The sequence below is a fragment of the Helicobacter sp. 11-8110 genome, assembly GCF_003288905.1.
GTDB lineage: Bacteria > Campylobacterota > Campylobacteria > Campylobacterales > Helicobacteraceae > Helicobacter_D > Helicobacter_D colisuis.
The window spans coordinates 1-15,518 of the sequence record NZ_NHYL01000005.1; the positions used below are offsets into that span (position 1 = coordinate 1).

General features: G+C 36.2%; 16 protein-coding genes. 12 read left to right on the plus strand and 4 right to left on the minus strand.

All coding sequences use genetic code 11. The features are described from left to right. The first annotated feature begins 431 nt into the window (after positions 1–431). Genes CCY98_RS05455 through CCY98_RS05475 form a run of 5 tightly spaced genes read left to right on the plus strand, consistent with a single transcriptional unit; the run spans position 432 to position 3,956 of the window. Positions 432–1,238 carry a TOBE domain-containing protein gene (locus tag CCY98_RS05455; RefSeq protein ID WP_112057566.1) on the plus strand — a complete coding sequence of 269 codons (807 nt, stop codon included), beginning with the start codon at positions 432–434 and terminating at the stop codon, positions 1,236–1,238. Positions 1,239–1,272: 34 nt separating this feature from the next. Further along, the gene (modA, locus tag CCY98_RS05460) at positions 1,273–2,037 is read left to right on the plus strand and encodes a molybdate ABC transporter substrate-binding protein (protein ID WP_112057567.1); all 765 of its coding nucleotides are present in this window, start codon (positions 1,273–1,275) and stop codon (positions 2,035–2,037) included. Further along, complete coding sequence (locus tag CCY98_RS05465) at positions 2,024–2,425, plus strand: molybdate ABC transporter (protein ID WP_112057568.1); 402 nt, start codon at positions 2,024–2,026, stop codon at positions 2,423–2,425. The genes modA and CCY98_RS05465 overlap by 14 nt, the downstream gene beginning before the upstream one ends. Beyond that, entirely contained in the window at positions 2,419–3,087 is a 669-nt protein-coding gene (modB, locus tag CCY98_RS05470; RefSeq protein ID WP_220101899.1) for a molybdate ABC transporter permease subunit, read from the plus strand. The genes CCY98_RS05465 and modB overlap by 7 nt, the downstream gene beginning before the upstream one ends. Continuing rightward, positions 3,084–3,956: an ATP-binding cassette domain-containing protein gene (locus CCY98_RS05475; RefSeq protein WP_112057570.1), complete on the plus strand. Its 873-nt coding sequence runs from the start codon at positions 3,084–3,086 to the stop codon at positions 3,954–3,956. Before modB ends, CCY98_RS05475 begins: the two co-directional genes overlap by 4 nt. Positions 3,957–3,962: 6 nt before the next feature. On the opposite strand, the gene CCY98_RS05480 is transcribed toward CCY98_RS05475, so the two are convergent. Genes CCY98_RS05480 through CCY98_RS05495 form a run of 4 tightly spaced genes read right to left on the minus strand, consistent with a single transcriptional unit; the run spans position 3,963 to position 8,644 of the window. After that, on the minus strand, positions 3,963–5,183 hold the full coding sequence (locus CCY98_RS05480; RefSeq protein WP_112057571.1) for an ABC transporter permease: 1,221 nt from the start codon (positions 5,181–5,183) through the stop codon (positions 3,963–3,965). Next, positions 5,183–5,911: an ABC transporter ATP-binding protein gene (locus CCY98_RS05485; protein ID WP_112057572.1), complete on the minus strand. Its 729-nt coding sequence runs from the start codon at positions 5,909–5,911 to the stop codon at positions 5,183–5,185. The genes CCY98_RS05480 and CCY98_RS05485 overlap by 1 nt, the downstream gene beginning before the upstream one ends. 10 nt (positions 5,912–5,921) lie before the next feature. Continuing rightward, a complete protein-coding gene (locus tag CCY98_RS05490; protein WP_112057573.1) occupies positions 5,922–7,217 on the minus strand; it encodes an efflux RND transporter periplasmic adaptor subunit in 1,296 nt (431 codons plus the stop codon). Next, a complete protein-coding gene (locus CCY98_RS05495; RefSeq protein ID WP_112057574.1) occupies positions 7,214–8,644 on the minus strand; it encodes a TolC family protein in 1,431 nt (476 codons plus the stop codon). Before CCY98_RS05495 ends, CCY98_RS05490 begins: the two co-directional genes overlap by 4 nt. Positions 8,645–8,765: 121 nt before the next feature. On the opposite strand from CCY98_RS05495, the gene glnA reads away from it, so the two are divergent. The 7 genes from glnA to CCY98_RS05530 all read left to right on the plus strand — a co-directional run bounded on the left by glnA (position 8,766) and on the right by CCY98_RS05530 (position 15,512). After that, positions 8,766–10,202: a type I glutamate--ammonia ligase gene (glnA, locus tag CCY98_RS05500; RefSeq protein WP_112057575.1), complete on the plus strand. Its 1,437-nt coding sequence runs from the start codon at positions 8,766–8,768 to the stop codon at positions 10,200–10,202. Positions 10,203–10,238: 36 nt separating this feature from the next. Beyond that, entirely contained in the window at positions 10,239–11,003 is a 765-nt protein-coding gene (locus tag CCY98_RS05505; RefSeq protein ID WP_112057576.1) for a YaaA family protein, read from the plus strand. 52 nt (positions 11,004–11,055) lie between these two features. Continuing rightward, positions 11,056–11,799, plus strand: a complete 744-nt coding sequence (gene fabG / locus CCY98_RS05510) for a 3-oxoacyl-ACP reductase FabG (RefSeq protein WP_112057577.1) — start codon at positions 11,056–11,058, stop codon at positions 11,797–11,799. 65 nt (positions 11,800–11,864) lie between these two features. Continuing rightward, complete coding sequence (acpP, locus tag CCY98_RS05515; protein WP_006656108.1) at positions 11,865–12,098, plus strand: acyl carrier protein; 234 nt, start codon at positions 11,865–11,867, stop codon at positions 12,096–12,098. A gap of 49 nt (positions 12,099–12,147) precedes the next feature. Further along, a complete protein-coding gene (locus CCY98_RS05520; protein ID WP_112057578.1) occupies positions 12,148–13,377 on the plus strand; it encodes a beta-ketoacyl-ACP synthase II in 1,230 nt (409 codons plus the stop codon). A 6-nt stretch (positions 13,378–13,383) separates the two neighbouring features. Then, entirely contained in the window at positions 13,384–14,310 is a 927-nt protein-coding gene (gene accA, locus CCY98_RS05525) for an acetyl-CoA carboxylase carboxyl transferase subunit alpha (RefSeq protein WP_112057579.1), read from the plus strand. 50 nt (positions 14,311–14,360) lie between these two features. Beyond that, positions 14,361–15,512, plus strand: a complete 1,152-nt coding sequence (locus CCY98_RS05530) for an aminoacetone oxidase family FAD-binding enzyme (protein ID WP_258439449.1) — start codon at positions 14,361–14,363, stop codon at positions 15,510–15,512. Positions 15,513–15,518: the final 6 nt, after the last annotated feature.

The window sequence follows — 15,518 nt, forward strand, 5'->3', positions numbered from 1 at the left end:
TAAAAATGAAACTTACTTAAGTGGAAATATGGGGATAAAGTATAAGTTTTAAAAGTTACTAGCTAGAAATAAATTATCTTTAATTTCTAGCTAGTTTGGAGGTTTAAAAAACAAGAGAAAAACCAAAGTACCATAAGCAAAAATAAATCATTTAAAAAAATAAGGAGAATCTCTTAGAATTAATAGATTCTCTTAAATTTAATCTCCTTAATATGAATTTCATTTATTTGTTATTTTTTTATTTAGTGGTTTTATTATGGTTGTGTTACCATCTTGCCCTCCATTTTACTTTAAATTATAAAAACTCCATCACAATGCACTTTATAAAAAAATCACAAAAAATACCAAATTTTACAAAGATATACGCTTAATTGACAATATATATATTTTAAAATATAATGCACAAAATAAAATCATAAAGGCAAAAACTGATGGAAGTTGAAGGTAGAATCTGGGTCAAGGAAAATGGGAAAAATTTCATAGGGCACGGAAAAGTAGAACTTTTAGAAAGAATCCACAAAAGTGGTTCAATCTCAAAGGCGGCTAAAGAAATGAGAATGAGCTATAAAGCCGCTTGGGATTGCATTGATGCAATGAATAAACTCTCCCAAGAACCCATTGTGATTTCTGCACTTGGTGGAAAAAATGGGGGTGGCACAAGCGTTACCCCAAAGGGCTTAGAAATCATTAAAGCCTTTAGGCAAATGGAAAATATTTATGAAGAACTTCTAAAAATGTTTGAACAAGATTTGCAAGCTTGGAATAGCTTAAAAATTAAAGAAGCTTTTAGCTTACAAAAACAACTACAAACAACAAGGAGACCTATGATTAAAACAAGCGCAAGGAATCAATTTTTTGGAAAAATCAGTCATATAAAACTAGGTAGCGTTAATGCAGAAGTAACGCTTCAAGCAGGGGAATTAAGTATTATTAGCATAATCACTTTAGAATCTTTGAGAGAAATGAATTTAAAGGTGGGCGATTCTTGCTATGCACTTATTAAAGCTAATTGGATTGTGGTTTTTAATGAGCAACCTAAAGGTTCTATGAGAAATTGCATTAAAGGGGAAATAGCTAATCTAATCAAAGGAGAAGTTAATACGCAAATACAAATCAAACACGGCGACACTTATTTAAGTGCAATCATCACAAAAGAATCTTGCGATGAGTTAGAACTAACTTTAGGCAAAGAGGTATGGTTTGGTTTCAAAGCAAATCATGTTATTTTGGGAATTTAATTAAACAAAAATTCAAAAACAAAAAGGAGAGAAAATGTTAAAAGGATTTAAAAAAATAGTATTTATGGGGGCTTTATTGTTGTTTGGCGCACAATTTGCCAACGCAGAACAAATTAGAGTTTTAGGGGCTGCTTCACTTAAATATGTGTTAGAGGATATTAAGAATGAATTTTTAAAAAATCGCCCAAATGACAAAATAGAAATTTCCTATACTTCTAGTGGAAAGGCTTATGCGCAAATCAAAAATGGTGCGCCCATTCATCTCTTTGTGGCAGCTGATGTGAGCTATCCCGCCAAACTCTATGCTGAGAAACTTGCTCCACAAAAAGAAGAAATTTATGCCAAAGGAAAACTTGTCTTATGGAGTAATAATTCAAATTTCAAAATTACAAAATTCACAGATATTCTAAATCCAAAAATCCTACACATTGCTATCCCAAATCCCAAAGTAGCCCCTTATGGTAGAGCAAGTATGGAAGCACTAGAGGCTACAGGAATATTACAGAAGATACAAGACAAGCTTGTAATGGGAGAGAGTATTGGAACTGCCACTACCTATGTAGAATCACAAAATGCTGAAGTGGGATTCACCGCCCTATCTATGCTTGGGGAAAATGGAATCCACACTCCAACAATGAGCTTTATTACAATTAATGAAAAGCTTTATAAGCCCATTAGTCAAGCCCTGGTTATCCCAAATTATGGAAAAGATTCTAAGCTCGCCCAAGCTTTTAAAGAATATATCTTAAGCCAACCTGCTAAAGATAAATTTATACAATTTGGATATGCCATTGAATAATCTCAATGGCACTCTAAAAGCAATTTATTCTAGCAATGGCATATCAAGATTAGTTTTACAAAGTCAAGACAAAGAATTATCGCTTTTGTTGTTAGAAGAATTATCACAAGATCTTTTGGGTAAAAAGCTAGAGATTAATTTCAAAGAAACCAATGTCATTCTAGCATTCAAACTAGAGGGAGCAAAAAATACCTTTTGCTCTAAAATTTTAGAAATCCAAAGCGATGCTCTTTTTGCACGGATTTCTCTGGAGTTTTCATCGGCAAAATATGGGATTATTCAGGTGCTTACAGATTTAGAATTTGTCTCAAAAAATCGCTTAAACATCGGCAGTGAAGTTTATTGGCATATCCCAGAAAATGAAATTATGTTGCTAGGAATATCCTAATGGATTTCGCACAAACTATGATTCTAACCTTTAAGGTTTCGCTAATCACAACTTTTTTGCTTTTATTAATCTCAATTCCCATTGCCTATTTTCTTGCCTTTAGTAAAAGCAAAATCATACCTTTCTTGGAAGCCATTGTTTCTATGCCCTTAGTGCTTCCTCCAAGTGTGCTTGGATTTTATTTACTTGTTTTTTTTAGCCCACAAAATACCTTTGGAAAGTTTTTATTAGAAACCTTTAATCTCAAGCTTGTTTTTAGCTTTGAGGGCTTAATTGTTGCTTCAATTCTCTTTACTTTGCCTTTTATGGTAAATCCAATCCAAACAGGCTTTTCTAGTGTTCCAAAATCACTCTATGAAGCCGCGCTAAGCCTTGGTAAGAATCGCCTTGAAATCCTCTATCGCGTTTTACTACCAAATATGAAAAATTCTATTATAATTGGAACTGTGGTCTCCTTTGCGCATACCATTGGAGAATTTGGTGTTGTAATGATGATAGGGGGAAATATTGCAGGAGAAACGCGCCTAGCAAGTATCGCCATCTATGATGAAGTTGAGGCGCTTAACTATGCCTTAGCGCATCAATACGCATTAAGCCTTTTTGTCATTACTTTTTGCATCTTGCTTTTTACATTTTATCTTAACAAAAAGCACACACGATGATCTACTTAGATTTTTGCAAAAAACTACACAGCACTCAAGGTGAGCTACTCTTAAAAGTGCAATGCGAATTTAAAATGCAAGATTTAATCACACTTTTTGGGAAAAGCGGAGCGGGTAAAACCACTATATTACGAATCTTATGCGGTCTTACTACTCCAGATAGCGGAATAATTAAAGTGCAAGATGAGATTTGGTTTAGTTCTAAAGACAAAATCAATCTCCCTCCACAAAAGCGAAAAGTTGGCTTTGTTTTTCAAGATTACGCCCTTTTCCCCAATATGAGCGTCTCTGAAAATCTCCTTTTTGCCTTGCCAAAGGGTGGAGATAAAAAACGCATTGACTTTTTGCTAGAAATCACCGAATTACAAAACCTAAAAAACTTTAAACCCTCTATGTTAAGTGGCGGACAACAACAGCGTGTCGCTCTTGCAAGGGCTTTGGTAAGGGATCCAAAAATACTTCTTTTAGATGAACCATTTTCTGCACTTGATTCAGCAATGGCTCAAAAACTTCAAGAAGAGCTTTTAGGAATTCACCGACAATTAAACCTAACAACCTTTCTTGTTAGCCACAATTTTGGAGAAGTGTTTTTTCTCTCTCAATATGTCGTGTATTTAGAAAATGGAATCATTAGCAAACAAGGTAGCCCAAGCAAAGTATTTTTAAACCAAATTCCAAGCGGAAAATTCCGCCATAGCGGAACCATTTTAGAGATCAAGCCAAGCGGACTTGTGTGCATCATAAGTATTCTAGCTGGGAATGAAGTTACCAAAATTATCATCTCCAACCAAGAATCCAAAGAATTCAAAGTAGGAGATTTTGTGATTATTAGCTCTAAAGCGTGGAATCCAACCCTTACTAAAATATAACGCTTTTTACTCGTGTCTCAACGCATCAATAGGATTAAGCCTTGAAGCTCTTCTAGCAGGGAGATAACCAAACAAAATACCAATAAATGCCGAAAATAAAAAGGCAATCATAGCCACACCATAATCAAAATGAAATGGAATATTCATTAAATGACAAATTCCAAGCGAACCAAAAAAGGCTAGAATAATTCCAATAAATCCACCTAACGAACTTAGCGTTACTGATTCAATTAAAAACTGCAACAACACCTCGCTCTCTAAGGCTCCAATGGCTAATCTTGTCCCAATCTCTTTGGTGCGTTCTGTTACAGAGACTAACATAATATTCATAATACCAATCCCCCCAACAATCAAACTAACACCTGCAATAGCACCCAAGAATAATGTAAGATTAGCTGTTGTGCTTTTCATCATTTCAATAATCTGCTTAGTATCCATAATCTCAAAATCATTTTTCTGCCCTTCTCTAATGTTTCTAATTCCCCTTAATGCTTCTGTAATCAATCCAACTGCAGCAGTAGAATCCACATCGTCTTTTAGCGAAATCATAAGGCGACTAATATTATAAAGCGAATCGGATTTTAAAATACTGCGCTGGTAAGTCTTAAGAGGAAGCAAAATCACATCATCTTGATCATTGCCCATAGCACCCTGCCCTTTACTTTTTAAAACCCCAATGCAATCACACACAATATTTCCAAGCCTAATACGCGATCCAAGCGGATTAGTCTTGCTTTCACCAAAGAGATTTTTTCTAACGCTCTCACCAATCATACAAACATTGCTACCTGCGCGATATTCTTCTTTGCTAAACTTCCTGCCTTCTGCAATTCCCCAATCTGTGGCTATAAAATATTCTGCATTGATTCCTTGTGCTTGGGTTTGCGTGTTGCTTTGGCGAAATTGCGCCAAAACACCTGCCGAAGATAGCGGAGCTATAGCGCGAGTCAAATACCCAACTTGCAATTTTAATTCTTCAACATCTTGAAGCATAAACTGCTTTCGCCCACCTTTACCGGGTGTTTGATCTCGCGCTGGAAAAATAAGCAATATATTGCTTCCAAGACTACTCATTCTCTCTGTAATAACTTGAGTTGTGCCATTTCCAAGCGTAATCATAATAATCACTGCTCCCACTCCAATAATCACCCCAAGCATTGTTAGAATTGCGCGCAAAAAATTCCTTTTAATCTGCCTAAAAGCTAAAAAAAATGCATTAAGAATCATCAAGCTTCCTTTGAATGCAATTTGTTTAAATCACTATTTTTAGAATTTTCTTTAGAATCAGATTGCACTTGCCCATCTAAAAATACAATTTCACGCGTAGCATATTTTGCCATATCTGGCTCGTGAGTTACCATTAAAATTGTAATTTGAGCCATAGTATTTAAGCACGATAGAATCTCCATAATTTCCACACTTCTTTTGGTATCTAAATTACCTGTTGGCTCATCAGCTAACAAAAAAAGTGGTTTGGAAGCAATTGCTCTTGCAATTGCAACGCGCTGTTGCTGACCACCACTTAATTCATTGCTACTATGGTGGCACCATTTCTCCAAACCCACCATCTCTAAAGCCTCCATAGATAATCTTATGCGCTCTTTTTTGGGAACTTGACGATAAAGTAAGGGTAATTCTACATTTTCCAAAGCTGTAGTGCGTGGTAATAGATTAAAGCCCTGAAAAATAAAACCAATATAATGTCTCCTTAAAATTGCTTTTTGCTTGAGTGTTAATCCACATACATTAACTCCACAAAAATCATAGATTCCACTACTTGGACTATCAAGACAACCCAAAATATTTGCCATAGTGGATTTTCCACTACCACTAGGACCCATCAAAGCCACAAATTCACCTTGAGAAATTTCTAGATTCACACCGCGCAAAGCTTCAAAAACATTAGGTGGCTTGCCATAGCTTTTATGAATATCTCTTAGGGTAATAAAACTCATTTATCCGCCTTTATTTACCCTGCTTTTGTCCGACAATCACCAACATATCTGGCTTAATAGAATCGCCTAAAATCTGTGTGCTTTGTCCATCACTAATCCCTGTTTCTACTTCTATTTTTTTAGGTGTTCCATTTTCTAAAATCCATACAGAACCTATTGTTTTTCTTTCATTATTAGCTGCAACTTGTCTTTGGTGCTTAGGACGCATTTGAACAAATGGATTAAAGGGGGATTTTTTAGGAGTAACTTCTTGTATTTTGGGAGTAAAATACAATGCGCTAGAGGGAACTAAAAGCGCATTTTTCGCACTTGCTACTTCAATATCAGCTGTAGCACTCATTCCTGGGCGCAAAAGCAAATCCTTATTACTTACATAGATTCTTGCTTCATAGCTTACAATCCCACTACTTGTCGTAGTAGTTGAACTCGAAGCAGTGGAGCTTGAAGTATTTGAAGCCCCATAATTCACTCTATCTACTTTTGCCTTAAAAGTTTTAGCAGGGTAGGAATCCACACTAAACTCAACACTTTGCCCCACTTTCACTTTGCCAATATCTGCTTCAGAAATACTTGCATTAAGCTCCATTTCTTCCAAACTCTCTGCAATGATAAAAAACTCTGGTGCTTGAAAACTAGCTGCCACACTCTGTCCTACCTCAATGGAACGCTGCAAAACTACTCCATCTATGGGGCTTGTAATTTTTGAATTTCGCAAATCCACTTGGGTAGAACGAATAGAAGTCTCAATCTCCTTAATACTTGCTTTCCTAATCTCTACATTGCTTAAAGCTTCATTGTAAGCAGTTTTTGCTGTTTCTAACTCCAAAATTGAAGGGGTTTTGCCTTTGGTTTTTTGGTATAAATTTCGATACTGCTTATATTGCCATTGTTTCTCTTGTAGCGTTACTTGCGCACTTTTTAGTTGAGCTTTAGCGCTCTCTAGCTGCGCTTGATAGCGATAAAGATCTTGCTCAATGCTCTCTGAATCAATCTTAGCTAGAATCTGACCCTTTTTTACTTTATCATTCACATCAACCAACACTTCAAGCACAATTCCTGAAATAACCGAACCAATAGAGATTTCATTAGTTGGCGAGAGTGTGCCATTAGCACTAATAGTGCTTGAAATATCGCCTATAAAAGCCTTTTGCGTTTGATAGCTTATACTTGGCTCCCTTGTATTCCACCAATAAATTAGTGCTATTAAAATTGCCACTACGACGCTAATAATCCCCCAAACTAAAAAGATTTTTTTATAATTTTTTTTAGGGTTAATGGTGTTTAAAATGCTTTGTGTGCTTGTCATTGCGCTTCCTTTGTTAAATAGAGATTCCCGCCAAATGCTTTAAAGAGAGTAACCAAAGCCTGTAAGTGCGTATTTTTAGAAGTATTAAGATTTTTTTGAGAATTATTTAAAGAAGTCTTGTTAGTCAAATATTCTAGCTCATCAATCAAGCCTATAGAACGCCTATTAGCAGAAAACTCATAATAGCTTTTTGCATTTTGGAGTCTTTGGGTGTTATTTTGAACTTGTAATTGAGAACTTTGGGTGTTAAAAATCGCATTTTCAACTTCGGCAAGTGCGGTATTGAGAGTTTTCTGCAAGGTTAGGTAAGATTCTTGAAGTATTGCATCTTGCAAAAAATAATTTTGCGTTAATTGTGTGCGGTTTAGAATCGGAGCTGTAAGCCCTGCTGCCAAGCTCCAAGCCAAATTCCCTGCTTCACCCTGTGAAGATCCTAAAACATCGCTCAAATTTGCGCTCAAAGATAAAATGGGAAATAAACTTGCCTTAGCATTTTCTTTATTATAAACTTGCGCATAAAGGCTTTGAATAGCAGCTTTAATATCAGGACGAAAGAGTAAAACATCCGCCGGAATCGTATTTAGAGCAAAAGTGCTGGGCAAAACAAAAACATAATCTCCAAGCAAATTAAAACCAAGATTCTTGACATCTAATAACACCAAAAGTGCATTTTTGGTTTCCTCTTGTTTGCTTTTGAGTTGCTCAAGGATATTTTGTTCATTTGTAAGCATATCTTGCGCATCAAATAGCTCTGTGGTGTCAAGCAAACCATTTTCAACTTTAAGGCGTGTGAGTTCCAATATATCTTGATAATACAAAATATTTTCTTGCGTTAGCAGAATATTCAAAGACATTTCCCTTAGCGTAAAATAAAGATTCGCCACATCGCCTAACAAGATAATTTGTGCATTAGACAAATCCTCCAAACTCTTATAATACAATGATTCTTTGGCATTTTTAGCGGCACTCAAACGTCCAAACAAATCCACTTCCCAAGAAAGTGTAGCTTGAATCTGTGTGTTTTGATTTGAAGTCTCTACCACTGCACCATTTTTCACAGAACTTCCTCGCGTATGGCTATCATTCACTTTCAAATTTGCATTCACTTGTGGAAACATTTCGCCCCACGCACTCTTTAGCTGACTTCTGGCTTGTAGTATTCTTGTTTGCGCGATCTGTAAATCCATATTTTGCTTAATTGCAATTTCTATTAACCCCCATAAAACTTCATCTGCAAATAAAATTTGCATTTGTTCTTTGGGTGATAGAATCGTGCTACTTGGCATAGCAAATGCAATTTGCTCGATAATTTTTTGATTAGCAAAATTTTGAGGAATCTTTTGCGTGAGTTCTTGATGATTTGGCACTTGGGCTGCACATCCACAAAAAACAATAAAACTAAAAATGATAGTAACAATCCTAGACAAAAATTTTCCTTAGAAGTTTTAGCAAAATCTTATCAAATAAAAGTGAATAAAGTGTGAAATTTTACAAAATCTTTAACTTCAAAATGCTAAGATTACACAAAAATTTTAAGAAGGGAATACTATGCAACGACCACAAATCGACAAGCAAGCCATAGCGCAGTTCTTTAAAGAATGCAAAGAAAATGAAGTTGAATTTATTGATTTCCGTTTTACCGATATTAAGGGAATTTGGCACCATCTCTCATTTAGTGCGAGCACAATTGATGAGAGTAGCTTTGAGGGTATTCCTTTTGATGGCAGTTCTATCCCAGCATGGCAACCTGTAGATAAATCCGATATGATTCTTATCCCTGATCCTGTGCGATATTTTATCGATCCATTTACCGCTGATACTACGATGGTAGTGTTTTGTGATGTATGGGACATTTACAAAAATCAACCCTATGAAAAATGCCCCAGAAGCATTGTAAAACGAGCGATGCAATACCTCAAAGAAACCGGAATTGGTGATGTGGCTTATTATGGACCAGAAAATGAGTTTTTTGTTTTTGATTCCATTAAGATAAAAGATTCTGTCAATTGTCAATATTATGAAATTGACACAGAAGAGGGCGAGTGGAATCGAGATAAGGAATTCGAGGGTGTTAATATGGGACATCGCCCTGGGACTAAAGGAGGATACTTCCCTGTAGCACCTGTAGATACTATGGTAGATATTCGCGCTGAAATGGTAAAAGTGCTCAATCAAGTGGGCTTAGAAACTTTTGTAGTGCATCACGAAGTTGCCCAAGGACAAGGTGAAATTGGAGTTAAATTTGGTGATATGCTTGAAGCTGCTGATAATGTTCAAAAGCTTAAATATGTTGTCAAAATGGTCGCTCACCTAAATGGCAAAACAGCAACCTTTATGCCAAAACCACTTTATAATGACAATGGTAGCGGAATGCACACACACATTAGCATTTGGAAAGAAGGCAGAAATCTCTTTGCGGGGAATGCTTATGAAGGTTTGAGCGAAATGGCACTACATTTCTTAGGTGGAGTATTAAACCACGCACGCGGATTAGCTGCTTTTACCAACGCAAGCACTAACTCTTATAAACGCTTAATACCCGGTTTTGAAGCACCATCAATTCTTACTTATTCTGCACAAAACCGCAGTGCAAGCATAAGAATCCCTTACAATAGTGGAGAAAAAGCAAAGCGAATGGAATTTAGATTCCCTGATAGCTCTAGCAATCCTTACCTTGCTTTTGCTTCCCTACTTATGGCAGGAATCGATGGAATCCAAAAGCAAAGTGATCCAGGAAAACCTATGGAAGTAAATCTTTTTGAACTCACACTTGATGAAATCCGCGAAAAAGGTATCAAACAACTTCCACACACTTTACGCCACGCTGTTGAAGAAATGTTGCTAGATAGAAATTATCTAAAAGAGGGCGGAGTCTTTAGTGAAGAGTTTATCCAAACCTATAAAAAATACAAATTTGAAACAGAAATTTGGCCATGGGAAGGACGACCGCACCCATTTGAATTTCTAACAACTTATAGTTGCTAAGAAACTCCAATTTCTTAGCTTCTAAAAAGTTATAGAATGTGGTTTTTATTTTCTCCTAGTGAAAAAAAACACCTTCATCATACCACTGAAATCCCAAGCATAGAGGGATTTTATAAAAATTTTTTGGCACAGAATCTCCAAGAAATTTTACAGCAATATACCCATTATCTTAAGACTAGTAATGAATCCTCACTGCAAAAGCTTTTTGGCACCAAACAAATTAACCTAGATGAACTTGCTCTAGCACAGAATCTTTTTACATCACCACTTGTTGATTCTATCCTGCGCTATAATGGCGTTGCCTACAATGCCTTAGATTTCAAAACTTTGAATAAAAAATCCCAAAATTATCTCAATGAGAAAGTTTTAATTTTTTCTAATCTTTTTGGGATTTTAAGGGCTAATGATAAGATTCCATACTATGATTTAAAACAGGGCGAAGGATTTTTGAGATTTGAAACTAAAAAATTCTATCACGATAATCAAGAAATTTTCTTACATTTTCTCAAAAAAGACAAAGAAGTGTTAGATTTACGCGCCGGATTTTATCAAAAATGCTTAGAATTGCCCAAAGATTTCTTAATTTATGAGCCACTTTTTATTAAAAATGGTAAAGTAATTAGCCACTATGCTAAACATTATCGCGGAATCTTGCTAAGAGAGTGTGCTAAAAACACCCTTGCTTCTCTTGAAGATTTGGAAAATATGGAGATTCAAGGACTAAAATTGCTAGAGATTCAAACAAAACCTTACAAAAAAAGTCAAAAAATCTTTTTAACCTATGAAGTAAAAAATGCTTGATTTTATGTATAATTCTAGAATTAACAAATTATCAATCAACCAAGGAATATAAATGGAATTTCGTGGAAAAAATGTTTTAATTACAGGTGCAAGTAAAGGCATTGGCGCAGAAATTGCAAAGCTTTTAGCTCAAATGGGCTTAAAGGTATGGATTAATTATCGCTCCAAACCTGAACTTGCTGATTTGCTTAAAAGTCAAATTGAATCAAGTGGTGGCAAGGCTGCTGTGATTAGATTTGATGCAACCAAAGAGGAAGAATTTATCGCAGGCATTGAAGCTATTTTAAGCAGTGATGGTGAATTAAGCTACCTTGTGAATAATGCTGGTATCACCAATGATAAGCTCTCTATGCGAATGAAAACAGAAGAATTTAATGGAGTTTTAGAAGCCAATCTTACTTCAAGCTTCATTGGTTGCAGGGAAGCCCTAAAGATTATGCGAAAGCAGGGCTATGGAAGTGTGGTCAATATCTCTTCAATCATCGGAGAAATCGGTAACATCGGGCAATGCAACTACGCTGCAAGCAAAGGTGGAATGATTGCAATGACAAAATCTTTTGCCAAAGAAGGTGGAAGCAAGGCTATTCGCTTTAACTGCATTACTCCAGGATTTATCCAAAGTGATATGACAGAGGGATTAAAAGAAGAAATCAAACAAGCTTATGCTGCTAATATTCCACTTGGCAGATTTGGAAGCGGAAAAGAAGTTGCTGGTGCTGTTGCTTTCTTGCTTTCTGAATATTCTAGCTATGTTACAGGCGAAGTTTTAAAGGTAAATGGCGGATTATATATGTAAAAATTGCTTTTTTTAAGAAAAACTTAGCTAGAATAGCGATTTATGATTTTTTTAAGGAGAATACGATGGCATTATTCGATGAAGTAAAGGCAGTTGTAGTAGAGCAACTTAATGTAAATGAGGGAGAAGTAAAGCCAGAATCAAAATTCGTAGATGATTTAGGTGCTGATTCTTTGGATGTTGTTGAGCTTGTTATGGCATTAGAAGAAAAATTTGATATTAATGTGCCTGATGAAGATGCAGAAAAAATCTCAACTGTGGGTGATATTGTCGCTTATATCGAAAAAGCAAAAGCATAATCTAAAGTATGCCTTTTGGCATACAAAATTTTATTGTTAAGGATCAAAAATGCGAAGAGTAGTGGTTACAGGTATAGGAATGATTAATTCTTTGGGTTTAAACAGAGAGGATTCTTTTAGAGCTATTGTTGAAGGAAAATGTGGAATTAAAACAATCTCCTCTTTTGATGTATCTGAATTTCCTGTAAAGATTGCTGCAGAAATCACAGATTTTGATCCAAATAGCGTAATGGATGCAAAAGAAGTTAAAAAGGCTGATAGATTTATCCAACTTGGAATCAAAGCTTCTAAAGAAGCAATGGAAGATAGTGGCTTAGTTGATTCTCAAAACAATCTATTAGTAGATGGAGAGAGATTTGGAATTAGTTCTGCATCTGGAATTGGGGGATTGGGTAATATTGAAAAAAACTCTGTAATTAATTTTGAACGCGGACCTAAAAGAATCTCCCCTTTCTTTATTCCCTCAGCCCTTGTAAATATGCTAGGCGGTTTTATTTCAATTGATTTTTCTCTCAAAGGTCCAAACTTAGCAAGTGTAACGGCTTGTGCTGCTGGAACGCACGGAATCATAGAGGCAGGAAAGACTATTATGCTCAATGAAGCTGATAGAATGCTTGTAGTTGCCGCTGAATCTGCTATTTGCGGAGTTGGAATTGGAGGGTTTGCAGCAATGAAAGCCCTATGTGATAGAAACGATGAGCCTCAATTGGCTTCACGCCCTTTTGATGCAGAAAGAAGTGGTTTTGTAATGGGAGAGGGAGCGGCTGCGCTTGTGCTAGAAGACTACGAAAGCGCCAAAGCTAGAGGGGCAAAAATCTATGCCGAATTAGTTGGCTTTGGTGAAAGTGGAGATGCAAATCACATCACTACACCCGCTCCTGAAGGAGAGGGAGCCTATCGCGCTATGAAAGCAGCACTCAAAATGGCAAATACAGAAATTGGTTATATCAACGCTCATGGAACTAGCACCAAATACAATGATTATTATGAAACCCTAGCACTCAAAAAAGTCTTTAATGGCTCTGTTCCACCTGTTAGCTCTACAAAAGGACAAATTGGGCATTGCTTAGGTGCAGCTGGCGGATTAGAAGCAGTCATTTCAATTATGGCAATGCAAAAGGGTATCTTACCACCAACGATTAACCAAACCACAAAGGATCCTGATTGCGACCTAGATTATATACCAAACACAGCAAGAGAAGTAAAAATAGATGTCATTATGAGCAATTCCTTTGGTTTTGGCGGAACTAATGGTGTTGTTATTTTTAAGAGAGTGTAAAAGCAAGTGGCTACCTATTTAGACTTTGAAGTAAAAATCAAAACTTTACAAGAAAACATTGCAACTGCTCAACTGAAAAATGATATGCACGCCATAGAGATTCTCAAAAAAGACTTGGAAAAAGAAGTCGATAAAGTCTATTCTCATCTTTCAGATTACCAAAAACTCCAACTTGCAAGGCATCCTGATAGACCCTATGCGATGGATTATATCCATTTGATTCTGAAAGATTACATGGAGATTCATGGTGATAGACATTTTAGCGATGATAATGCCATTGTTTGTTTTCTGGGAAAAATCGAAGAACAAAAAGTTATGATCATTGGCGAAGAAAAGGGGAGAGGAACTAAAAATAAAATCCAAAGAAACTTTGGAATGCCAAATCCAGAAGGATACAGAAAGGCATTACGTGCAGCAAAAATGGCAGAAAAATTCCAAATTCCTCTTTTAATGTTTATTGACACTCCTGGAGCCTACCCTGGAATCGGCGCAGAAGAGAGAGGGCAAAGCGAGGCAATTGCAAAAAATTTACAAGAATTTAGCCAACTCAAAACCCCAACCATCGCCATTGTTATTGGAGAAGGAGGGAGTGGTGGCGCTTTAGCCATAGGAGTAGCCGATAGGTTGGCAATGATGGAATACTCTGTCTTTAGCGTAATCTCTCCAGAGGGCTGTGCGGCAATTTTATGGAATGATCCAAACAAAATAGAAAATGCCACACAAGCGCTTAAAATCACCCCCGAAGATTTAAAAAGTGCAGGGCTTATTGATTCTGTTATTAAAGAGCCCCTAATTGGCGCACACAGAGACAAAGAAGGTGCTGCTAATGCCATAAAAGAATATTTTTTAAATACTCTTAAAGAAATCAAAAATGACACAGACTATATTCAAACTCGCTATCAAAAATTAATGTCTTATGGGAGCTTCCAATAACCCCAAAAATCGCTATCATTGGGGCAGGCGCAAGCGGAATCTTTAGTGCAATTCAACTTGCCCCGCTTAAAATCCCCATTTATCTTTTTGATAAAAATAAAATAATTGGCAAAAAACTCCTAGCAACAGGAAATGGTCACTGCAACATTCACAATCAATCTTTAAGTCCATCTTGCTACCAAAGCTCCAGCTTCTCTCCAAAAGAAATCCATACTATTCTTAAAAACTTTGACTTTAATGCCTTTAAGCGCTTTTGCGAGAAAATAGGTTTATTTCTAGAAATCAAAGAAAATGGTAAAGCTTATCCCATTTCAAGTAGCGCTAAATCGGTTTTAGAAATTTTTATGCCCCTCTTAGAATCTGTTACTCTAAAACTAGAAGAAGAGATTCTAAGTATCAGTCAGACTGCTGATGCTTACTGCCTTCAAAGCCCTAAAGACACTTATACTTTTACACATGTGATTCTAGCTTGTGGCAGTGAGGCTATGCCTAAACTTGGTGGGAGCGATAAAGGTTTGAAGTTAGTTAAATCCCTTAATTTAGAGATTCTACCAACCTATCCCTCCTTAGTCCCGCTCAAAATTAATTCACCCAAACTCCAAAACCTAAGCGGAATAAAACTAAAAGCTAATATTACTTTAATGGAAGCCAACAAGAGCATTTATCAAACCTATGATGATTTATTATTTACAAGCTATGGTATTTCCGGCTTTGGGATTTTAGATGCTTCATCTTATCTCTACCAAGCTAAGAATCCAAAAATCTTACTTGATTTACTTCCTACATTTTCCGCAAAATCATTAGAAAACATTTTTTTAAATCTCATTAAATCTTATCCCAATAAAAACGCAACTGAAATACTAAGCGGTTTGCTCCACCCTAAACTTGCCTTGCATTTAGTTAAAAATCTCAAACTTCAACTCACTAACACCAAAACTATCAAACAAACGCTCTATGAACTAAAAAATTTAACCTTAGATTCTCCTAGCTTATATGGATTTGATAGTGCTGAAGTTAGTGGCGGTGGGGTTAGTGCTAGAGAAATTAATACGACAAGCTTTGAATGCCAAAAATTTAAGAATCTTTATATCATCGGAGAAATGCTAGATATTGTAGGAAATAGAGGTGGCTACAATCTTGCTTTTGCTTGGGCAAGTGCTTGGAATTGCGCCAAAGCAATCCAAAGCACCCTTAAAGCCTAAGCTAAA